We start from the raw sequence: 18,979 nt of genomic DNA on the forward strand, positions 1-18,979 counted from the left end.
TCGGGCGGCCGCAAGCGACCGAAATTCGTTCGCCTAGAGCGGTTCAGCGTTTCACGGAATCGCTTTCCCGCTCTACCTCTTTGTTTTTACGCATTCCGGATGGAAAACCGCTTCGCACTTTTCCTGGAAGTGCTCTAATCGGCCTCGTCCGGATGACTGGGCTTGTTAGCCGTTTCCCACGCGCCGCCAATATCTGCAAGCTGAACTTCGATACATTCGACATCGAGCGCGATCGTCGCCTTGCCGGCGAGCGTCAGCTCGATCGTGCCATCCGGTCCCTCGCCCTTCGGATCGAAGCGGATGGCGAGCAGCGACAGTACCTCGTCACGCTGGCGCCGGTCGACGCCGCTGGAGCGCACCGCCAGCACCCGCTTGAACACCAGCGCCGAGCGATGGCGCTCGAACGGCTTGTCCTTCTGATCCGACAGTTCCCAGACGAAGCGGTTGGCGGCAACGGAAAATTGCCCGAGCCGCGGCGCATAGGACATGTCGGAAACCTTGAAGACGCTGTCCTGCATATGCGCGGAGATCACGCCCAGGTCTTCGTTGTCGAGTGCCATTAGCTTGAGATTGGTCATTCGCGTGATATCCCCGATCGCCACGGAAATGCCGATACCGGCATTTCCCCGTGATGGAAATAGGATGCGGGCGGGCAAGACGCAACCGGAGAAAACGGGCTTCTCCCGTCTCTTCTCATGAACGACCGGAATTAGTCGCTGATGCGCTCGACGACGGCGCCGCAGCGCGTCAGCTTTTCTTCCAGCCGCTCGAAGCCGCGATCGAGATGGTAGACGCGGGAGACCAGCGTTTCGCCCTCGGCGGCAAGGCCGGCGATGACCAGCGAGACGGAGGCGCGCAGGTCCGTCGCCATGACCGGCGCCCCCTTCAGCCGCTCGACACCCTCGATCTTGGCGGTCTGGCCGGAAAGCGAGATCTTAGCGCCGAGGCGGGCGAGTTCCTGCACATGCATGAAGCGGTTTTCGAAGATCGTCTCGGTGATATGCGAGGTGCCCGTCGAGCGGGTCATCAGCGCCATGAACTGCGCCTGCAGGTCGGTCGGGAAGCCCGGGAAGGGATCGGTGACAATATCGACCGGCTTGATGCCGACGCCGTTGCGCCGGACGCGAATGCCGCTCTCGGTCGCCGAAATATCGGCCCCGGCGCGGCGCAGGCTTTCCAGCGCCGTGTCGAGCAGCGCCATATCGGTGTTTTCCAGGCGGACATCGCCGCCGGCCATGGCGACGGCCATGGCATAGGTGCCGGTCTCGATACGATCTGGCAAGACGCGGTGGCGCGCGCCGGAAAGCGAGGTGACGCCTTCGACGGTGATCGTGCTGGTGCCGGCGCCGGAGATCTTGGCGCCCATGGCAATGAGGCAATTGGCAAGATCGACGACTTCCGGCTCGCGGGCGGCATTGCCGATGACCGTCGTGCCGCGGGCGAGCGTCGCCGCCATCATCATCACATGCGTCGCGCCGACCGAAACCTTCGGGAAGACATAACGCGCACCGATCAGGCCGCCCTTCGGCGCGGTGGCGTTGATATAGCCGCCGTCGATTTCCATGGTGGCGCCGAGCGCCGTCAGGCCATCGATGAAGAGATCGACCGGCCGCGTGCCGATGGCGCATCCGCCCGGCAGCGACACGCGCGCCTGGCCCTCGCGGGCAAGCAGCGGCCCGATGACCCAGAAGCTGGCGCGCATCTTCGCGACCAGCTCATAGGGCGCGGTGGTGTCGGCGATGGTGCGGCAGGTGAAATGGATGGTGCGGGAATAGCCGTCTTCCTGGCGCTCGCGCCGGCCGTTGACGGCGACATCGACGCCGTGATTGCCGAGGATGCGCATCAGAAGCTCGACATCGGCAAGATGCGGCACGTTTTCGAGCGTCAGCGTATCGCTGGTGAGCAGCGAGGCGATCATCAGAGGCAGAGCTGCATTCTTGGCGCCGGAGATCGGAATGATACCGTTGAGTTCGTTACCGCCGACAATCCTGATACGATCCATATATGACTACGGGCGGGGCCCGCCTTTCCTGAAGTTCAGTGCGCCAAATTCCACACGTTTGGGGAGAGAGCGCTGTTTAGACGAAATAGTTTAAGGCTTCAATTCGTTTGATGGCTGTTTGATGATGACCAACATCAAATCACTACGATTCGTCCATTTTTGCGGCGGTATCTTTCGCATCGGACGAATTTGCTGCGGGAAGCCCATCCGTCTCGTCCGCCTGGCCTGCGCGGCGTGCCCGGACCTGCTGTTTGCGACGGGCAAGATTTTCCCGCAGCTTCTGAGCCGCCCGCTCGCGGCGCCGTTCCGCCTCGATATTCACCTTCGCGCCCGCGCCTTCCCCCGCCTCGCCGGCCGTCAAACCGCCCTGCAAGCGCTGCTCATCACCAGTTTTCGTCTTATCCGCACACATCCCCTTCCCATAGCCGAAATCCCCAGCCTTCAAAAGACCGACATAATTTTTCCAGCGATCTTTCACCGAACTTGAAATTTGCGGCTTGCACTTACCTCTCAGCTATGGCAATAGCCGCCTCGCCCAATACGGCGCAACCAACTGCGCCACGGTTTGCTGCTATAGCTCAGGGGTAGAGCACTCCCTTGGTAAGGGAGAGGCCGAGAGTTCAAATCTCTCTAGCAGCACCAGTTTTCCCCTTGTTCGTCAAGTACTTAACCAACTGGCAACGAGATAAGCTTACGCAATTGCGCTTAACTGCACGGAACGAACGGTGAATTGCACTAGCGAAGCGTGCAAAATCCGTGCAGTCCGTTCTTTATGCGTTCTCCTAGCGAGCGGCGATGATGAGTTTGAGCCGTTCAAGCGGCGCCAAGAGAGCACGGAGAGTTCCGGGCCGCGCTTAATCGTGGCGTAGATAACTCTTCGTGCCTTCATGGGTCATGCAGTAATGTCCCCCTCGCGGGCCGACGCAATATTTGCCGGAGTCGCAGAAACAGTCTCCGCTCTGACTCGGAGCCATTTCTGCAGGCGCGGATCCCATCAAGCCTGCTGCAACGCCAAGACCACCCGTATAAGCCGGGCACGACTTCTTGCTTGCGCTTCTACTTCTCCCCCTCTGGAGATGCTGGTCTCCGGCTATCGTCACTACGTCGATTGAATCGATCCAGCGCCTTGATCAGTTTTGCGGCCACGCGAGACTCCGCGAGTTCATGCAGCGGGCTCCCATGCGTGCTCATCTCCAGCAACCTCAGTGGAGCCTCGTCTAGTCGTGATAAGGCGGACTTAAACAATACCTCAGCGAAAGTAGGATCGAGAGATTTTGCCTCACGGCGATATCCTTCGTAAGCTTTCGAGACGGAAGCTTTGAATGCATAATCTTCGGCGAGCCTAAAACGCTGGCCAATCTGCTTCGTCGATAACCAAGCAAACCAGACCGGCGCGCCAATACTCAAAATCGAAAGCAGGATCTGCGTCCACACGCGCGCCGAATCGAAGGTTGGCGCGCTAAAAACCTCATGCATGGCTGACAATCGGTACGCTCCGATAATCAGAAGCAGAATAAGCGAAAGGCCTAGCCCCGCTACCCAAATATACATTGAGCTGTTGAGCTTCCGCGCTCTATCGTCGAACGCGGCAGCCAAGCCTATCGTGGTCGTTATCCTATAAGCCTCAGAGGCTTGCTTAATTAACTCCCTGCCCTCGGCGGCAGTTCTATCGATCTCCTCCTTTGTGAGCGAAGCATCTGCGTGCAGAGTGCCGATCTTGCCAATAAATTCCGAAGCTTTGCTCGATATATCGCGGACCTGCTGCTGCGTTGTCTTAAGTTCTTGAATCGTAGTCGGTAGAGCCTCGGCCGCATCCACAGCATTGGAAATGAGGCTCACTTGGTCAGTCAATCGCTCCTTGTCCGGCATGATATTGGCTAAATCTGACTCCAACTGATTGAGCCGCCGCGCGAGCGAAGAAGGATATCGAGACTTTGGAATTGATGACCAACCCAACCAGGGCGAGAGAGCGCCTTGAATAAATGATAGCGACGAGAGCAGTGCGCCTCCAGCAGCCATTGGATTGCCCGTGTAGTTCGGCAGGACGGACGCGTAGAGGTGCGTCAGAGCCCGATTTACCGCAGTTATAAGGTTAGCCTCTTCGTCACTTAGCTCCGATATATTCGCGTCTCTAAGTGAAGTAGCTATCTGAGAAAAAACCTGTGCCAGTCCAAGGGCAGTAATTGCAGGGTGGTTCCATCCCCCAGCGTCGGATATTAAAGCATTGCCATTCGCTTGTTGCGCGAGCCCCGCCGCTATGCTTTCCAACATCGACCATGTTTCGTCCAAACGCTTATCCATGTTCGCCCTCTCGCATTGTAATTGGCTAGTCATTGCTCAACTTTTGCGAAAGCGGAAGTGGGTATGAGAGGGAACATCAAAATTTCGTATTGGCGCTCCTCACAGGCATACCGCCTCAGCTTAGTCGCGGCGGCGTTTTCTGCGCAGGTCAAGCACAGGAGTCGATCGTAGTTGCACGTAGCGGCGATTTGACGATGGGCGGCAAAGCACAGATCCGTCCATATGCAACAGGAGACGCCGCTGAGCTAACGAGCATCAGCTTGGGAAGCTTATTGTCGATGGCGTCGGCATTTAGCTGTAAAACTCTGCCGTTCGTGCTCGAAAAAGCCGTTAAATATCAATGGAGCTGTAAAACACAGTATCCGCGGAATCCAGACCCGACCGGCATCTTGATTGCTCTTTTGATAAGACACGATTATTTCAATAATTTGGGAGCCAGGAATTTCAGAAATTTTCAGACCTTAGCGGGGATGCGGTGGCGCATGGTTTGCACATAGGGGTGCTCTCCGGTGATTGAGGCGCCTTGATGCTCCGCCGCGAACTCCAGGCATCTGCAGTCGACTAATGACTGCAAATCGTTCATAGATTTTCCGGCTCGACGGAATAAATTGGCAAATTGAACCGTCCGCCTATGTCTGAAAAGAGGCAACATGACCCCGAACGATCTCGTCTACGCCGAACTCAAAAAAATGTTGTCACGCTACGCGGGAAAGGGCCGTTCCGAATCAGCCTCGTTCTTGAACTGGTTCCTCGAGAACATTTACCGTTTGAGTGATGTGGATGCAGATGACGCCATTTGTGACGAGGTAAACGACAAAGGCATAGATGGCATCTACGTGGACAATACGGCCCAAGAGATTCATTTCTTCCAGTCAAAAATAAGCCAAAGGGATGGCAGGACAATTGGAGATCGTGATCTAAAGAATTTTGTCGGGTCAATAGACCAGTTCAGGACACCAGAGTCCATAGATCTAATTCTGAATGGAAACGCAAACCAAGACTTAAAAAAATTAATTAACCGAACAAATTTGAAGCAACTACTGATCGATGGCTACAAGCTTGTAGGTATTTTTGTTGCAAATCAAGACCCTGACGACAATTGCCGCGAATATATAGCCCACAGAGATGATATTGTTATTTACGATCGCGACAAAATAGCCCTAGAATACATAGATTTTGACGCCGACGAGGGCGTAAGAGGGCAGTTTGAGTTTGACGTTTCTTATGCTGGATGCCTCCAGGTAGAGGCGGATGACGGCATGAAGATTTTCATGTTTCCCGCAAAGGCATTGGAGCTCATCAAGCTAAAAGGGATCGCTGACACTACCTTATTTAAGCAGAACGTACGCCTCACTCTCGGCAATACTGCGGTAAATAAGTCTATCGCGAAATCTATCAGCGAGAGAAGTGAGCATAGGAACTTTCCACTATATCACAATGGCATTACTATATTGTGTTCTTCCGGAGAGCTTATTGGTGACGCACTCCGAGTTCAAGATTACGTTGTGGTAAATGGCGCTCAAAGCATTTCAACGTTTTACAAAAATTCATCTAGTCTTTCTGATGATTTGAGAGTCTTTGTAAAAGTGATTGCTCTCCGCAATGATGAACTTGCGCGAAAAATTACGATCAATAGCAACAATCAAAACTCAATAAAGGCACGCGATCTTCGCTCGAACCACATAATCATGTTGCGGCTGAAGGCCGAGTTTGAAAAGGATCAGCCAGAATACAGTTTTGAAATCAAACGAGGCGAGGAGACGCCTGAGAAAAAGATCTCGATTACAAATGAGGACGCCGGGCGGCTTCTGATGGCTTTTGACCTAAATGAGCCGCACTCCTGCCACCAAGTTTACAAGGTATTCGACGAAAAATACGCGGACATTTTCGGCAGACCAGAGGTGACGGCCTCGAGGGTTGTTTTCCTCCACGAATTATTCGAGTTAATTGGCAAGCAGATTGGCGATCTAAAGAATGAACAGATGGGCGGCTATGCGCTGACAAAGTTCTTTATTCTAAATGTGCTGAGGCACATTATGGAAATGTCCCCTGCCTCGAAAGAGATCATAACGAGTCGCAGTGGCCTCGATTCCGCGGAAAACCGGGATCGTCTGCTCAAACAGGCGCCCGCCGTAATCGGGGATATTGTTGTGGATTTCAATTATGAAATACAAGAGGATGGCGACACGCTCGATTACAAGGCTGACCTTAAAAGTCCAGAACGGACACGATCATGGCGAAACAAGCTGTTAAGCAGCTATGAGAAAGAACTAAAGAAAGGCAAAGCCGCCAAATTCGAGTAGCCTAATTGAGTTTTTGGGCTGCACGCCTAGTCACCGCATCACTGCCTGCAGAATATCCCCGCCTCCTCGGCTGCTGCGATGAAGGCCGATCGAGCCTCATCAATCGAAATCTTCCCGTCGTGAGCATCGATCAGCGCCAGCTTGGCGGCGGTGAATTTCTTGCCATCCATGCTCTTCGGCCACTCGTAGAGCATATATTCTGCGGCGCGCTCCGTGCTGTAGATGATGACGTACCGGCCAATCTTGCCGGTCGCGATCGTAACGGGGCGATCCCACTGCTGCGGAATCTTCGCTTCCTCCCATTCCCGACCCGGCGGGTACCAAGAATATTGTAGCTGTTTGCTGCCCCCCCTCAAACCTTCTCCGTCTTCCTAACCTTCTTCCCCTTCTCCACCGGCGCATCCGGTGTCGGCGCCAGCAGCTTTCGGAGCGAAGCAATCTTGTCCTCCACCAGCGGGCGGAAGCGGGTGGCGCGGTAGGGCATGTCGGCGGCGCCGTAGCCTTCGGGGCCGTCGTCGTCGCCGCGGTGGATCTCTTCGAGCTTCACGCCGATGAACGTGCCGTCGACATAATGCGTGTATTCGCCGACCCAGCGGATCGTGTAGATCGTTCCCTTGCGGATCAACTGGTCGATGCTGACATGCTTGAACGTGTCATTGATGCAGACGACCTTCTGGCCCACATGGAAATCGTAGCTCACTCTGTTCTCCTTGAGGCAATGGGAACAACTCAGCCCATCGTTGAGCACAAGAATAGCCGCACATGCGCAGACAAGTAAACGCGGCTGATGCCGCAGCCGGGATCAATGATACGGTGACAAAGCAACCCGTTGACAAGCCCTGACGGAAGGCTGAAGAGTGCGTGTTGTCTAAGCAGCCGCAAGGCCTTGGTTCCATGTCTATATCCGATACCCGCAAGGCCCTCTGAAGGCTTCTCAACTTCATGCCCACCCTCCGCCTCATCGCTGATGATCTGACCGGCGCACTCGACACGGCCGTTGAATTCGTGGGCGTCTATGGGCCGATCGAGGTGCAGCGGGAAGATGCGCTTCCGGCAAGCCTGCCGGATTGCCTTGCGATCGACACTGGCACCCGCGAGAAATCGGCAGCCGTTGCGGCTGGCATCGTCGGCAGCGTCGCGCCGCTGCTGCAGGGGGCCGATCTTGCCTTCAAGAAGGTGGATAGCCTGTTTCGCGGGCCTTGGGCGGCTGAACTTGCCGCCTGCTTTGGGCTCGGCCACTGGCAGCATTGTATTCTGGCGCCGGCCTTTCCGCATCATGGGCGGCACACGCGGGGCGGCCGGCAGGTGCTGTTTGCCGGGAAGGATGCCTGGCGTGATATCAGCGGCGATCTCGTCGCTCAGCTAAGAGCGGAGGGGCTGCCGGCCTTCAACACGCCGCTCAGTCACCACCATGTCGATGCCGGAACACCGATTGCGGATGGCATTCATGTTTTCGACGCCCATTCGGATGAGGATCTCGACGCCGTCATCGCATGGGTCTCCTCTGCGCTACGGGGACCGGTCCTTTGGAGCGGCACCGGCGGGCTGGCGCGAGCCCTGGCGCGCAACATCGATTTGGCGACGCATCATCGCCCTTATCCCGGAAAAGACGTGGGCGAAGGACGATCTTCGCGGCCCGCGCCCACTGTCCCCGTTTCGCGCAGGCTGCAAAGGCCGGTGCTCGGTCTATTCGGCTCGGATCAGCCGATCACGCTGGCGCAGCTCCAGGCCTGCGGCCCCAATTGGCTGAAGCTTTCCGAAGGCGTGGATGCGGATGCGGTCGACAGACAAATCCAGCAAAGCGGCGTCGCCATGGTCAGCCTCGATCTGCCGACGGGGCTCGAGCGCGACGATGCGGCAAGGCGGATCGCGGCGAGCTTCGGCCGCATCGCCAAAGCTCTGCCAGCGCCGGGCACATTGATTGTTGCCGGCGGCGAGACCTTGCGAAATCTTTGCGCGGCGCTCGATGTCGCAGCCCTCAGCCTCACCGGCCAGGCCGCACCGGGCCTCCCCCGCTCCACCATTGTCGGCGGCCCATGGCAAGGCACCACGGTCATCTCCAAGTCCGGCGCCTTCGGAGGCCCTACCCTGTGGCGCGATCTCCTGAGTGAAAACGCGCTGATTGCCGGAGGAGAAGAACCATGACGCGGCACTTGGCGATCACCATGGGCGATCCCGCCGGCATCGGCCCGGAAATCATCGTCAAGGCCGCCGCCCGCTTGAAGGAAAGGCTTGCCGAAGGTAAGCTTAAGCTTACAATAATCGGCAGTGGCCCGGCCCTGCGGCTCGCCGAACGGCAACTCGGCCTCGATATCGAAATCCCTGAAGCGCGGATGGACGGCGACTGGCCGAACCTCTGCTTCATTCAGGCCGATGCCGAGGGAGAGCCGATCCAGCCGGGCCGGCTTTCCGCCGATGGAGGCCGCATGGCGTTCAAGGCAATCGAGAAGGGCGTTCAGCTCGCCATGGCAGGCAAGGTCGGCGGCATCGTCACGGCGCCGCTCAACAAGGAAGCGCTGAACAAGGCCGGCTTCCACTATGCCGGCCATACCGAACTCCTCGCCGAACTCACCGGCGCCCGCGGCTCGGTCATGATGCTCGCCCATGGCAACATGCGCGTCAGCCACGTCACCACCCATGTCGCCTTGGAGGATGTGCCGAAGCGCCTGACGCCGGAGCGGCTGCGCCTCGTCATCGATTTGACCGACAAGGCGCTCCAGCGCCTCGGCATCGCCAGACCGAAGATTGCGGTTGCGGCACTCAATCCACATGCCGGCGAAGGCGGCCTCTTCGGCCGGCAGGACATCGACATCTCCGCGCCGACGATCGCCAAGGCGGTCGAAGACGGTCTCGACATCGTCGGCCCCGTTCCCGGCGACACCGTCTTCGTCAAGCTGCGCGCCGGCCAATACGACGCCGTCGTCGCCATGTATCACGACCAGGGGCACATCCCGGTCAAGCTGCTCGGCTTCGAAATTGATCCGGCGACGGGTAAGTGGATGGACCTCTCCGGCGTCAACATCACCCTCGGCCTCCCGATCGTCCGCACCTCCGTCGACCACGGTACCGCCTTCGACATCGCCGGCAAGGGCATTGCCAACGAGCGGAGCCTGATCGAGGCGATCGAATTTGCCGAGCGGCTGGCAGCCAATCGATGAGATTGTCAGGCACGCTCTCCATCAGCGGTGATTTGTGATTGTCATAACGATCCCGCAGCAGCTAATGGTTATGTCATGCCGGTCTAATTGAGATTGAGTTTCTCAATGCGTGACGAAGCTCCAGATGAAACCAACATCGAAAGCCGCGCGCCTGAGCGCTTGGCGCAGGTTGATGCGCTCGGCTCGATCCCTGCTTACAAGAATATGGTCTCATGGATCGACCGTATCGACCCTGGCGTTCACCGGCGCATCAAAGGGCTACGGCTTGTCACAGCCTACGGGATCGCGGCCCTGCTCGGCACGCTTCACGATTTGACGAATCTTGCCGGCGCCGCTTCCATCAGTGTGCTCGCCGGCGGCATCGCGCTTTGGGCAAGCGTTTCGGAAGCGCGGACATCGCGTTTCGAATCGAGCCGGGATATCGCACTTCTCACCACCTTTGCGACCATCGGCGCATTGGTTATGGCCGTAAGTGCCCCCGTTCTCAACAGAGGCGGACTTCCCGGTGTAGAACTCATATTGGCAAGTGGTGCTTTCCTGGTCGGCTATCTCAAACGCTTTGGAGTTCTTGGCGGCGGGATAGGGTCGCAGATCTATATTGGCCAACTTCTCACCTATAGCATCGGCCTCACGGCATCGGACGTGAAGGCTATCCTGGTCGCAGGCCTGATTGCGACCGTCGCGGCAATCGTCCCTCGCCTGCTGAGCGGACCTGCCGAGCGGCCAGTTCTTCCGCCCACCATAGCAATGCCGAAAAGCGCCGAGTACGGCTGGTGCTCGCCTGAACTGATGACGGGATTGCAGGCCGCCATCGCCGCGATCGTCATCGTCGCAATGAACGACACATTCGGCCTTGAGGAATCCGCATGGGCCATCACGGCTTGCACATACACCGTGACAAATTCGTTCACCGGAACAGTCGAGCGCACCCGCGGCCGCTTGATCGGCACGATGATCGGCGTTCCCCTGGGCCTTGCCTGGCTGCCGATTGCCGCAGACGTTCAAATCCTGATCTGGATCATGGCGGCGATCTCTGTGATCATCTATGCCATGGCTCTGCCGGAGCGCTACGATGTTGCATGCGCCGCCTTCGCCTTCGCGCTGGTTGTCACCTTGGCGGCTAGCGGCGAATATTCGGCGTGGGTCCTTGCGGCCCGCATGTGGGAAACCTTCATCGGCGCTGTTGTCGGACTTGCATCGGCAATCCTTCTTTTGCCGGTCCGTAAAAGGTACTTCGAAGGATAGAGCCAAGCCTCTGTCGGCATAAAAATATTTCGACAAAGATCTCATTGAATTTCTCCTCCGCTGTCGGGCTCCCAGCCCGGCGCCGGCCGCATTGAGGCGTAACCGCTGCTACCGCCTTGTTTTTCTTAATCTGGGCGCAAATCCCGCCGCCAGCGTATCTTGCGCTATGTTCCCGACTGGACTACCGTTGCGTCACTGCCCTAAAAAGGCGAGTTTCTTGGAATATTTTCAAAAGATTATGCCGTTTGAACAGGCGGTATGCGGATGTCCATGAACGGACTAATCGATCAACTTTTCGGCAGGAGAGCGGCGAAACCCACGGAGCCGCGAGCCCGCATCGATCTGACAGCGGAAGGCTACACAGCCATCTATGCGCTAAGCGACATCCATGGCTGCTACGACGCTTTGATCGAAGCGGAAAGGTGCATCGTCGCGGATGCCGGCACGATTGCCGGCCGTAAGCTCTTGATGTTTCTCGGCGACTATGTCGATCGTGGTCCGCGATCGAACGATGTGCTGCAGCATCTGTGCGAACCGCCGCCTGCGGGCTTCGACCGCTACATCCTTTGCGGCAATCACGACGATGTTTTCCTGAAATTCCTGGAGGATCCGCGCGCCAACAGCCATTGGCTCGAGTTCGGCGCCATCCAGACACTCGCCTCCTATGGGGTCGACGCGGAATATCTGCTGCTCCAAGAGGGCAGGAGCATTGAAGAACTCTGCGAAACCCTTCTCCAGGCCATCCCGCCGGCGCATGTCGAATTGCTGCGCTCTCTGCCGGTCGCCATCACCTTCGGCCCCCTCCTCTTCGTCCATGCCGGCATCCGGCCTGCGATACCGCTCGACCAGCAGACAGACGAAGACCTGATCTGGATCCGCGACCCCTTCCTTTCCGAGGGCCCGCAATTGCCCTTGCTGGTGGTCCACGGCCATACGCCGGTCGCGCAACCCGCCTTTGGCAATCATCGCATCGGCATCGACACCGCCGCCGCCATGGGTGGAAGCCTGACGGTCCTCAAGATCGCAGGCGGCGAGTACACGATCTTGACGCAGACCTACGAACGACACCGCTGAAAACAAAAAGGGCCTCGGCAAAAACCGAGACCCTTTTCACGCTTTGCCCGCGCTTTTTATTCCGCAGCCATAGCCGGTGGCAGATGATGCACGACGTCGTCGCTCTGCTGCTCCTCGACCGGCGGCTCTCCCTTCTTTTTCGGCTCGCGGCCGAAGAAGAGTGCATAGCCCGCCGGGAGCACGAAGATGGTCAGCACTGTGGCGACCAGGATGCCGCCCATCATGGCGTAGGCGAGCGGACCCCAGAAGACGCCGCGCGAGATCGGGATCAACGCCAGCACCGCCGTCAATGCCGTCAGCATGATCGGCCGGAAGCGGCGGACGGCCGAACCGATGATCGCCTCCTTCCGGTCCATGCCCGCCGCGATATCCTGGTCGATCTGGTCGACGAGAATGATCGAATTGCGGATGATGATGCCGAGCAATGCGATAACCCCGAGGATCGCCACGAAGCCGAAGGGCGCGCCGCTGATCAAGAGGGCGCCGGCCGCACCGATGATGCCGAGCGGACCGGTGGCAAGCACCAGCATCGCCTTGCCGAAGTGCTGAAGCTGCGCCATCAAGAGCACGACGATGATGACCAGCATGATCGGCGCCTTGGCTGCAATCGAAGCCTGGCTTTCGGCGCTGTCTTCGGCACCGCCCTGGATCTCGATCTTGTAGCCTGCCGGCAGGCTGTTCCTGAGATCGGCCATGTCGTTGTAGAGCTTTGCCGTGACATCGTTCGACTGAACATTGTCGGGAAGCGTCGCCCTGACCGTGATTGTCGGCAGGCGGTCGCGGCGCCACTCGATGCTTTGCTCCATCACAGGCACGACCTTTGCGACCTGCGACAGCGGCACGAAACCGCCGGAGTCGGTCGGAATATAGATCGAGTTGACCGAGGTCAGCAGATGACGGCTGGCCTCCGGCTCCCGTGCGACGATGCCCACGGTCTCCTCGCCCTCACGATAATTGTCGAGGGTGACGCCGGACATCGAGGCCTGCAGCATCTGGCGGATGCGCTGCGAGGTGACGCCGAGTGCGCGGGCGCGGTCCTGGTCGACCACCAACTTCATCGCCGGCACCGGCTCCAGCCAGTCGTCATGGACGGCGCCCAGCAGCGGGTTCTGCATGAAGCGTTGCTTTACCTCATCGGCGATATGGCGAACCTCCTGCCGGTCCGGACCCATGACGCGCAGTTGCACCGGCCAGCCGGTCGGCGGACCCAGGAACAGACGGTCGACCTTGGCGCGGACCGAGGGGAAGTCGGCGGCAAGGATGCTGCGCAGTTTGACGATCAGCCGCTCGCGTGCCGGTTCGTCTTTCGCCATAACCAGCATCTGAGCATAGTTCGGATTGGTGAGCTGCTGGTCGAGCGGCAGGAAGAAGCGCGGCGCACCCTGGCCGACATAGGTGGCAATGAACCGCTTGTCGGGATCATCAGCCATGCGGGCTTGCAAAGTCTGCGCCTGGCGTTCGACTTCCTTGATGCTGGTGCCCTCCGGCAGCCAGAGATCGACCAGAATTTCCGGACGCGAGGACTGCGGGAAGAAATTCTGCGGGATGAACTGGAAGGACCACAGGCTGCCGGCGAAGGTGGCAAGGGTCAGAAGCAGTACGATGGCGCGATGGCGCACGGCCCAGCTTACAGACGACCGCAGGCGACGATAGAAACGCGTGTCGAAGACGTCGTGATGCTCACCGGCATGATGGCGCTGCTTCAGGATCATATAGCCGAGCCAGGGCGTGAAATAGACCGCCACGAACCAGGAAATCACCAGCGCGATACCGACGACGTAGAACAGCGTGCGGACATATTCGCCGGCAGTCGATGCCGCGAACCCCACCGGGATGAAGCCCGCCGTCGTAATCAGCGTGCCGGTCAGCATCGGAAAAGCGGTCGAGGAATAGGCGAAGCTCGCCGCATCGAGCTTGACCAGTCCCTCCTCCAGCTTGCGCTCCATCAGCTCCACCACGATCATCGCATCGTCGACCAGGAGGCCGAGCGCAATGATGAGGGCGCCGAGCGAGATGCGCTGCAGGTCGATGCCGAGCTCGTACATGATGGCGAAGGTCGCCGCCAACACCAGCGGAATGGCGATGGCGATCACCAGGCCGGAGCGCCAGCCGATCGACAGGAAGGAAACGATCAGCACGATCACCAGCGCCTCGCCGAGCGCATGCATGAACTCGCTGATTGCGTCGGTCACGACTTCCGGCTGGTTGGAGATCTGATCGACCTGCACGCCGACGGGCAGCGACGCCTCGAAACGCTTGTAGGTCTCTTCCACCGCCTTACCGACGTCGGTTACCTTGTTGCCATTGGCCATGACGACGCCAAGCTGGACGCTCTCGTGACCGTTATAGAGGAACTTGGCCGTGTAAGGATCCTGCAGCCCGGCAGTAACCGTTGCGATGTCGCCGAGACGCGTCACCTGGCCGCCGGCGGTCAGCCGGAGATTCTTGATATCCTCGATCTTGTTGACGTCACCCTCGACCGAGATGCGGACAGAGCGCGTGCTGGTATCGACGGAGCCGGCCGGATCGACTTTGTTCTGGCCGACGATCGCGTTCTGCAGGGCGGTCAGCGTCAGGCCGCGCTCGGCCAATACCTTGGAGGACACATCGATATAGATCTGCTCGGGCTGGTCGCCGATGATCACAGCCTTTTCGACGCCGGGCGTCGAAAGCAGCATGTCGCGCGCCTGGATCGCGAATTTCTTCAACTCGGGATAGCTGTATCCGTCACCGCTGATCGAGTGCAGGGTGATGAAAGTATCGCCGAACTCATCGTTGAAATAGGGCCCCTGCAGGCCGGCCGGCAGCGTATTCGCGATATCGCCGACCTTCTTGCGCACCTGATAGAAGGCATCCTTCACCTGTTCGGTGTTGGTATCGCCCTTGATCTGAACGGTGGTGATGGCAAAGCCTGCGCGGGTATAGGATTTGACCCAATCGAGGTGCGGCGTTTCCTGCAGCTTGCGCTCGATCTTGTTGACCACCTGGTCTTCCATGTCCTGCAGCGAGGCGCCGGGCCAAATGGTCTGTACCACCATGACGCGGAAGGTGAAATCCGGATCTTCCTTCTGGCCCATATGCGTAAGCCCGAACGCGCCGGCGATGATGATCAGCGCAAACAGGAAGCGCGCGATACTCGGATGGGCGATCGCCCAACGCGACAGATTGAAACGCTTCTTCTCGTCGGAGGTGCTGTTGATGGTCATTGTCCCGCCCTTCGATCGGTTTAGCGCACGATATCGGCAGCCACTGCTGCGGCGCTGCCACTGGTCTCTGCCGATGCCTGCTGCGAAGTCGGCACCTTGACCTTCATATCCTCGGCCATGAATTGCGTGCCGGCGGCAACGACGACATCGCCGGCCTTGAGACCATCGGCGACACGCACGCCGTCATCAGCGAAATCGGCAACCTTGACGCTATGGGCATGCACGGTGCCGGCACTGCGATCCACGAGCCAGACGATCTGCCGACCATCCTTCTCCGCAAGCGCGCTCAGCGGAATGGCGACGTAAGGCTGGGTATTGTCGGCCTCGGCCTCGATTGTCGCCGTCATGCCGAGTAGCACGCGCGGATCGTTCGGCAGACTGACGCGGACCGCAAAAGTGCGCGACTGCGCATCAGCACTTCCGGACACCTCACGCACCTTGCCGGGAAGCACCAGCGCATCGTCGGACCAGAAGCGCGCCTTCACGTCCTTGCCGACCTTGAATTGCGCAATATCCATTTCCGGAACGGCGATCTGCACTTCCTTCTCGCCGTCGACGGCGACGGTGATGACCGGCGTGCCGGAACCAACCACTTGGCCGACATCGGCATTGATGGTCGTCACGATGCCGTTCATATCCGAGGTCAGATCGGTATAGGCAACCTGGTTCTTCGCTTCCGCCAGCGCCGACACGGCGGAATCCCGAGTCGATACGGCCTGATCATAGGAAAGCTCGGCCTGTTCGAGCTGCGATTTCGGCGCGACGTTCTTGTCGAAGAGCTGCTGGGCGCGATTGCGGGCAAGCTCCGTGGTCTGCACCTGCTTTTCGGCGGCGTCGAGATCGGCCTGCGAGCGGCGCACGGCCAAAACGTAATCGGTGGAGTCGATGCGGGCGAGCACATCGCCGGGCTTGACCTTCTCGCCGATATCCACCTTGCGCTCGACGATCTTGCCGTTGACCCGGAAGCCGAGGTTCATATCCGTCCGTGCCCTGACCGAACCTGAATAGTCGAGCTTTCGCGTCGTATCCGCCTGGGCGATCTCCACCACCTTCACCGGCCGGATCACCTCCGCCGTTTCTTCCTTCTTCTCATTGCAGCCCGAAAGCGTGAGCGCAATGGTCGCGAAGAAGGCAGCGCCGGCAACGGATCGTATGGTGGTGGTCGTCAGCGAAACCATGTCGCTCTCCTTGATGAAACGGCTTTAGTCAAACGCAATGCAGAGGCACCCGGGATCATCCGATGCGTGTACTGCTATTTCTTTAACGCCCTGATGGCAAATTCGACGAGTTCGTCGGGCTCAGCCCGGTTGGTCTTGGCGAGACATTGCGCGACCATTTGCGGATGGCACAAAATAACCGTTGCCGCGCCGAAGCATTTCGAGGCAGCGACCGGATCCTGGTCCACAAACTCGCCGGCGGCGATGCCTTCGGCAATGATTTCAGCCATGAGATCGTGGATCCGGTCGAGGTGCTTTTCGATGACATGCCAATCGCGCTCGATGGCAACGACCACCATCTCATGCACCTTCTGTTCGTCGAGCATCGTCTCGAGCGTCATCTTGTGTTGGGCAAGAGTATAGGCACGCAGCCTCTCGGAAGCGCTGATCGGCTGGTGGCGGATGTCGTAGGCCATCTTGTAACTCTGCGCGAGCATGCGCCCGCAGATCGCCTGATGGATTTCCGTCTTGGACGCGAAGAACCGATAGATATTCGCGGTCGACATGCCGAGATCGCGGGCGATGTCGGCGACCGTCGTTTTGCTGTAACCGTAGTGGCGGAACAGCTTCTCGGCGGAATCGAGGATCCGCGTCACGTTTTCCTGACGTGCAGGATCAGCGTTGGCCGCAGAAAGATCGAGCATTGCGTTGCTTCCGAATTACGAGTGACGATTTTCAATTTTCGTCATTCGTAATTCATCATGACGCAAATGTCAAGAAAGCGCCCCGCAAAGCGAGGCGGTCGAAACTTGCCGATGAGTATTTCCGCGAAAAGGTATCCGGAGCCTGAGTGCGGGATTGCACATTTACGGCGGAAAAGCGCCGCACCATCGGCGCGGCGCTCCCCGTTGAAAGACGCTCTTAGGCGGCATGCACTTCTAGAGAGATCGGAACGGAAGCGAGCGCCTTGGAGACCGGGCAACCGGCCTTGGCTTTATTGGCGAGTTCGGTGAACTTAGCTTCGTCGGCGCCGGGAACCTTGCCGGTCAGCGTCAGGTGGATAGCGGTGATGGCAAAGCCGCCTTCGACGCTTTCGAGCGTGACCTTGGCGGTCGTTTCCATGCTTTCGGCGGTGAAACCGGCCTCATTGAGGATCAGCGACAGAGCCATGGTGAAGCAACCGGCATGGGCCGCACCGATCAGCTCTTCCGGATTTGTGCCGGGAACGCCTTCGAAGCGGCTGGAAAAACCGTAGGGATAGTGATTGAGCGCACCGCTCTGGGTCGAGATCTGACCCTTGCCGTCCTTCAGACCGCCGGACCACTGGGCCGAACCTGTACGATTGATCTGCATGCCGTCCTCCTAGTCGTTGATTGAACGCCGGAAAGAGCCCCTTGCCCTCCCCGCAATGGCCGATAGGAAGCAGTACCGAAGCGCGCGCTGGGTTCGTTGAACGCATAGCCGCCTGGAATGCTCTGGAACTGCCTCGACCGGCTATATAACGCTCTATCCGCCGAAGACGACCGCACCGTAACAATTAACCTGCAGGGCAGGCGCCTACCTCTACCCCCTCCTGCGGCCAGCCGCAGCCGAGCGAATATTGTCCAACGTCACGGCGATCAGCAGGATGGAGCCGAGCACGAGATACTGATAAAAAGCCGGGATATTGAGGAGATTCATCACGTTCTGAGCGATACCCATGATCAGAACGCCGACGATGACGCCGCTCATCGACGCCCGGCCGCCCGCAAGCGAGACACCGCCGAGAACGCAGGCCGAAATGACTAGCAGCTCCAACCCGATCGCCGCGTTCGGCTGGCCTGATGTTATCCGCGACGACAGCAGAATGCCGGCGATGGCACAGATGAAACCCTGCAGCGTGAATATCCAAATTCGCATTGTGGCAACGTTGACGCCCGCGAGCCGCGACGCCTCCGGATTGCCGCCGATCGCTAGCGTGTTCTTACCGAAAGTGGTGCGGTTCAGCACGAAGCCGAACAGGATGAACAGGATCACCATGATCCAGATCGGCGTCGGAATGCCGAGAAAGGTCGAAAGCGCCAGTTGGTAGAAATTCGGGTCGTTGATGCCGACGGCGCGGCCGTCCGAGGCGATCAGCGCCAGGCCGCGGACGATCTGCATGGTGGCAAGCGTCGCAATCAGCGCATTGATGCGCACCTTGGCGATGAGCACGCCGTTGACCAGGCCGACGATCGCGCCGCAAACGAGTGCCGCCAACAGCCCGAGAATGATGGAGCCGGTAACATTCGAGGCCATGACTGCGATCATGCCGCAGAAAGCGACGGTCGAGCCGACGGAAAGATCGAAGTCGCGTGACGCCAAGCAAAACATCATGGTGCAGGCAACGATGCCGATCGTCACCACCGATTGCAGCAGGCCGATCATATTGCGTTCGGTCAGGAAATTCGGAACCGTCAGCGACACGATGACGAAGGCCACCGCGAAGATGACGACGAGCCCCTGTTCGCCGAGGAGGATTTTTTTCAAGGAGGACTTCAAGGAAGACATCGTC

At 58.7% G+C, this 18,979-nt stretch carries 16 protein-coding genes and 1 tRNA gene; 6 read left to right on the top strand and 11 right to left on the bottom strand.

Annotated elements, in window-relative coordinates:
- Nucleotides 1-134: 134 nt before the first annotated feature.
- From QA646_RS13655 to QA646_RS13665, 3 genes are all read right to left on the bottom strand, one after another.
- The gene (locus QA646_RS13655) at nt 135-578 is read right to left on the bottom strand and encodes a DUF2948 family protein (RefSeq protein WP_283055970.1); all 444 of its coding nucleotides are present in this window, start codon (nt 576-578) and stop codon (nt 135-137) included.
- A gap of 131 nt (nt 579-709) precedes the next feature.
- Entirely contained in the window at nt 710-2,002 is a 1,293-nt protein-coding gene (gene murA, locus QA646_RS13660; protein WP_283055971.1) for a UDP-N-acetylglucosamine 1-carboxyvinyltransferase, read from the bottom strand.
- A gap of 142 nt (nt 2,003-2,144) precedes the next feature.
- The gene (locus QA646_RS13665) at nt 2,145-2,414 is read right to left on the bottom strand and encodes a hypothetical protein (protein ID WP_283055972.1); all 270 of its coding nucleotides are present in this window, start codon (nt 2,412-2,414) and stop codon (nt 2,145-2,147) included.
- Between the two features lie 155 nt (nt 2,415-2,569).
- On the opposite strand from QA646_RS13665, the gene QA646_RS13670 reads away from it, so the two are divergent.
- Nucleotides 2,570-2,644 (top strand) — tRNA-Thr (locus QA646_RS13670).
- 414 nt (nt 2,645-3,058) lie between these two features.
- On the opposite strand, the gene QA646_RS13675 is transcribed toward QA646_RS13670, so the two are convergent.
- On the bottom strand, nt 3,059-4,303 hold the full coding sequence (locus tag QA646_RS13675; protein ID WP_283055973.1) for a hypothetical protein: 1,245 nt from the start codon (nt 4,301-4,303) through the stop codon (nt 3,059-3,061).
- A gap of 650 nt (nt 4,304-4,953) precedes the next feature.
- Here QA646_RS13675 and QA646_RS13680 point away from each other — a divergent pair.
- Entirely contained in the window at nt 4,954-6,606 is a 1,653-nt protein-coding gene (locus QA646_RS13680) for an AIPR family protein (protein WP_283055974.1), read from the top strand.
- 38 nt (nt 6,607-6,644) lie between these two features.
- Here QA646_RS13680 and QA646_RS13685 read toward each other — a convergent pair whose 3' ends face one another.
- Nucleotides 6,645-6,962, bottom strand: a complete 318-nt coding sequence (locus QA646_RS13685) for a DUF982 domain-containing protein (protein ID WP_283055975.1) — start codon at nt 6,960-6,962, stop codon at nt 6,645-6,647.
- Nucleotides 6,959-7,306: a CAP-Gly domain protein gene (locus tag QA646_RS13690; protein ID WP_283055976.1), complete on the bottom strand. Its 348-nt coding sequence runs from the start codon at nt 7,304-7,306 to the stop codon at nt 6,959-6,961. Before QA646_RS13690 ends, QA646_RS13685 begins: the two co-directional genes overlap by 4 nt.
- 242 nt (nt 7,307-7,548) lie before the next feature.
- Between QA646_RS13690 and QA646_RS13695 the strand changes: the two genes are divergently transcribed.
- From QA646_RS13695 to QA646_RS13710, 4 genes are all read left to right on the top strand, one after another.
- Nucleotides 7,549-8,751 carry a four-carbon acid sugar kinase family protein gene (locus QA646_RS13695; protein ID WP_283055977.1) on the top strand — a complete coding sequence of 401 codons (1,203 nt, stop codon included), beginning with the start codon at nt 7,549-7,551 and terminating at the stop codon, nt 8,749-8,751.
- The gene (pdxA, locus tag QA646_RS13700) at nt 8,748-9,764 is read left to right on the top strand and encodes a 4-hydroxythreonine-4-phosphate dehydrogenase PdxA (protein WP_283055978.1); all 1,017 of its coding nucleotides are present in this window, start codon (nt 8,748-8,750) and stop codon (nt 9,762-9,764) included. Before QA646_RS13695 ends, pdxA begins: the two co-directional genes overlap by 4 nt.
- 105 nt (nt 9,765-9,869) lie before the next feature.
- Nucleotides 9,870-11,009: an FUSC family protein gene (locus tag QA646_RS13705; RefSeq protein ID WP_283055979.1), complete on the top strand. Its 1,140-nt coding sequence runs from the start codon at nt 9,870-9,872 to the stop codon at nt 11,007-11,009.
- Nucleotides 11,010-11,279: 270 nt separating this feature from the next.
- A complete protein-coding gene (locus tag QA646_RS13710) occupies nt 11,280-12,083 on the top strand; it encodes a metallophosphoesterase (RefSeq protein ID WP_283055980.1) in 804 nt (267 codons plus the stop codon).
- 56 nt (nt 12,084-12,139) lie between these two features.
- On the opposite strand, the gene QA646_RS13715 is transcribed toward QA646_RS13710, so the two are convergent.
- The 5 genes from QA646_RS13715 to araH form a co-directional block, all read right to left on the bottom strand.
- Nucleotides 12,140-15,289, bottom strand: coding sequence for an efflux RND transporter permease subunit (locus tag QA646_RS13715; protein WP_283055981.1), 3,150 nt, complete (start codon nt 15,287-15,289; stop codon nt 12,140-12,142).
- 20 nt (nt 15,290-15,309) lie between these two features.
- Nucleotides 15,310-16,467, bottom strand: a complete 1,158-nt coding sequence (locus QA646_RS13720; protein WP_283055982.1) for an efflux RND transporter periplasmic adaptor subunit — start codon at nt 16,465-16,467, stop codon at nt 15,310-15,312.
- 74 nt (nt 16,468-16,541) lie between these two features.
- Nucleotides 16,542-17,150, bottom strand: coding sequence for a TetR family transcriptional regulator (locus QA646_RS13725; RefSeq protein ID WP_283055983.1), 609 nt, complete (start codon nt 17,148-17,150; stop codon nt 16,542-16,544).
- 217 nt (nt 17,151-17,367) lie between these two features.
- A complete protein-coding gene (locus QA646_RS13730) occupies nt 17,368-17,799 on the bottom strand; it encodes an OsmC family protein (RefSeq protein WP_283055984.1) in 432 nt (143 codons plus the stop codon).
- Nucleotides 17,800-18,009: 210 nt separating this feature from the next.
- Entirely contained in the window at nt 18,010-18,975 is a 966-nt protein-coding gene (gene araH / locus QA646_RS13735; RefSeq protein WP_037135879.1) for an L-arabinose ABC transporter permease AraH, read from the bottom strand.
- Nucleotides 18,976-18,979: the final 4 nt, after the last annotated feature.

It is taken from the genome of Rhizobium sp. CB3090, assembly GCF_029714285.1.
In the GTDB taxonomy this organism is placed as follows: Bacteria; Pseudomonadota; Alphaproteobacteria; order Rhizobiales; family Rhizobiaceae; genus Rhizobium.

Coding starts and splice junctions, on each gene's coding strand:
- QA646_RS13705 (WP_283055979.1), top strand. CDS start 9,870: ATGCGTGACGAAGCTCCAGATGAAACCAACATCGAAAGCCGCGCGCCT.
- QA646_RS13725 (WP_283055983.1), bottom strand. CDS start 17,150: ATGCTCGATCTTTCTGCGGCCAACGCTGATCCTGCACGTCAGGAAAAC.
- QA646_RS13665 (WP_283055972.1), bottom strand. CDS start 2,414: ATGTGTGCGGATAAGACGAAAACTGGTGATGAGCAGCGCTTGCAGGGC.
- pdxA (WP_283055978.1), top strand. CDS start 8,748: ATGACGCGGCACTTGGCGATCACCATGGGCGATCCCGCCGGCATCGGC.
- QA646_RS13730 (WP_283055984.1), bottom strand. CDS start 17,799: ATGCAGATCAATCGTACAGGTTCGGCCCAGTGGTCCGGCGGTCTGAAG.
- QA646_RS13695 (WP_283055977.1), top strand. CDS start 7,549: ATGCCCACCCTCCGCCTCATCGCTGATGATCTGACCGGCGCACTCGAC.
- QA646_RS13675 (WP_283055973.1), bottom strand. CDS start 4,303: ATGGATAAGCGTTTGGACGAAACATGGTCGATGTTGGAAAGCATAGCG.
- araH (WP_037135879.1), bottom strand. CDS start 18,975: ATGTCTTCCTTGAAGTCCTCCTTGAAAAAAATCCTCCTCGGCGAACAG.
- QA646_RS13655 (WP_283055970.1), bottom strand. CDS start 578: ATGACCAATCTCAAGCTAATGGCACTCGACAACGAAGACCTGGGCGTG.
- QA646_RS13715 (WP_283055981.1), bottom strand. CDS start 15,289: ATGACCATCAACAGCACCTCCGACGAGAAGAAGCGTTTCAATCTGTCG.
- QA646_RS13710 (WP_283055980.1), top strand. CDS start 11,280: ATGAACGGACTAATCGATCAACTTTTCGGCAGGAGAGCGGCGAAACCC.
- murA (WP_283055971.1), bottom strand. CDS start 2,002: ATGGATCGTATCAGGATTGTCGGCGGTAACGAACTCAACGGTATCATT.
- QA646_RS13720 (WP_283055982.1), bottom strand. CDS start 16,467: ATGGTTTCGCTGACGACCACCACCATACGATCCGTTGCCGGCGCTGCC.
- QA646_RS13680 (WP_283055974.1), top strand. CDS start 4,954: ATGACCCCGAACGATCTCGTCTACGCCGAACTCAAAAAAATGTTGTCA.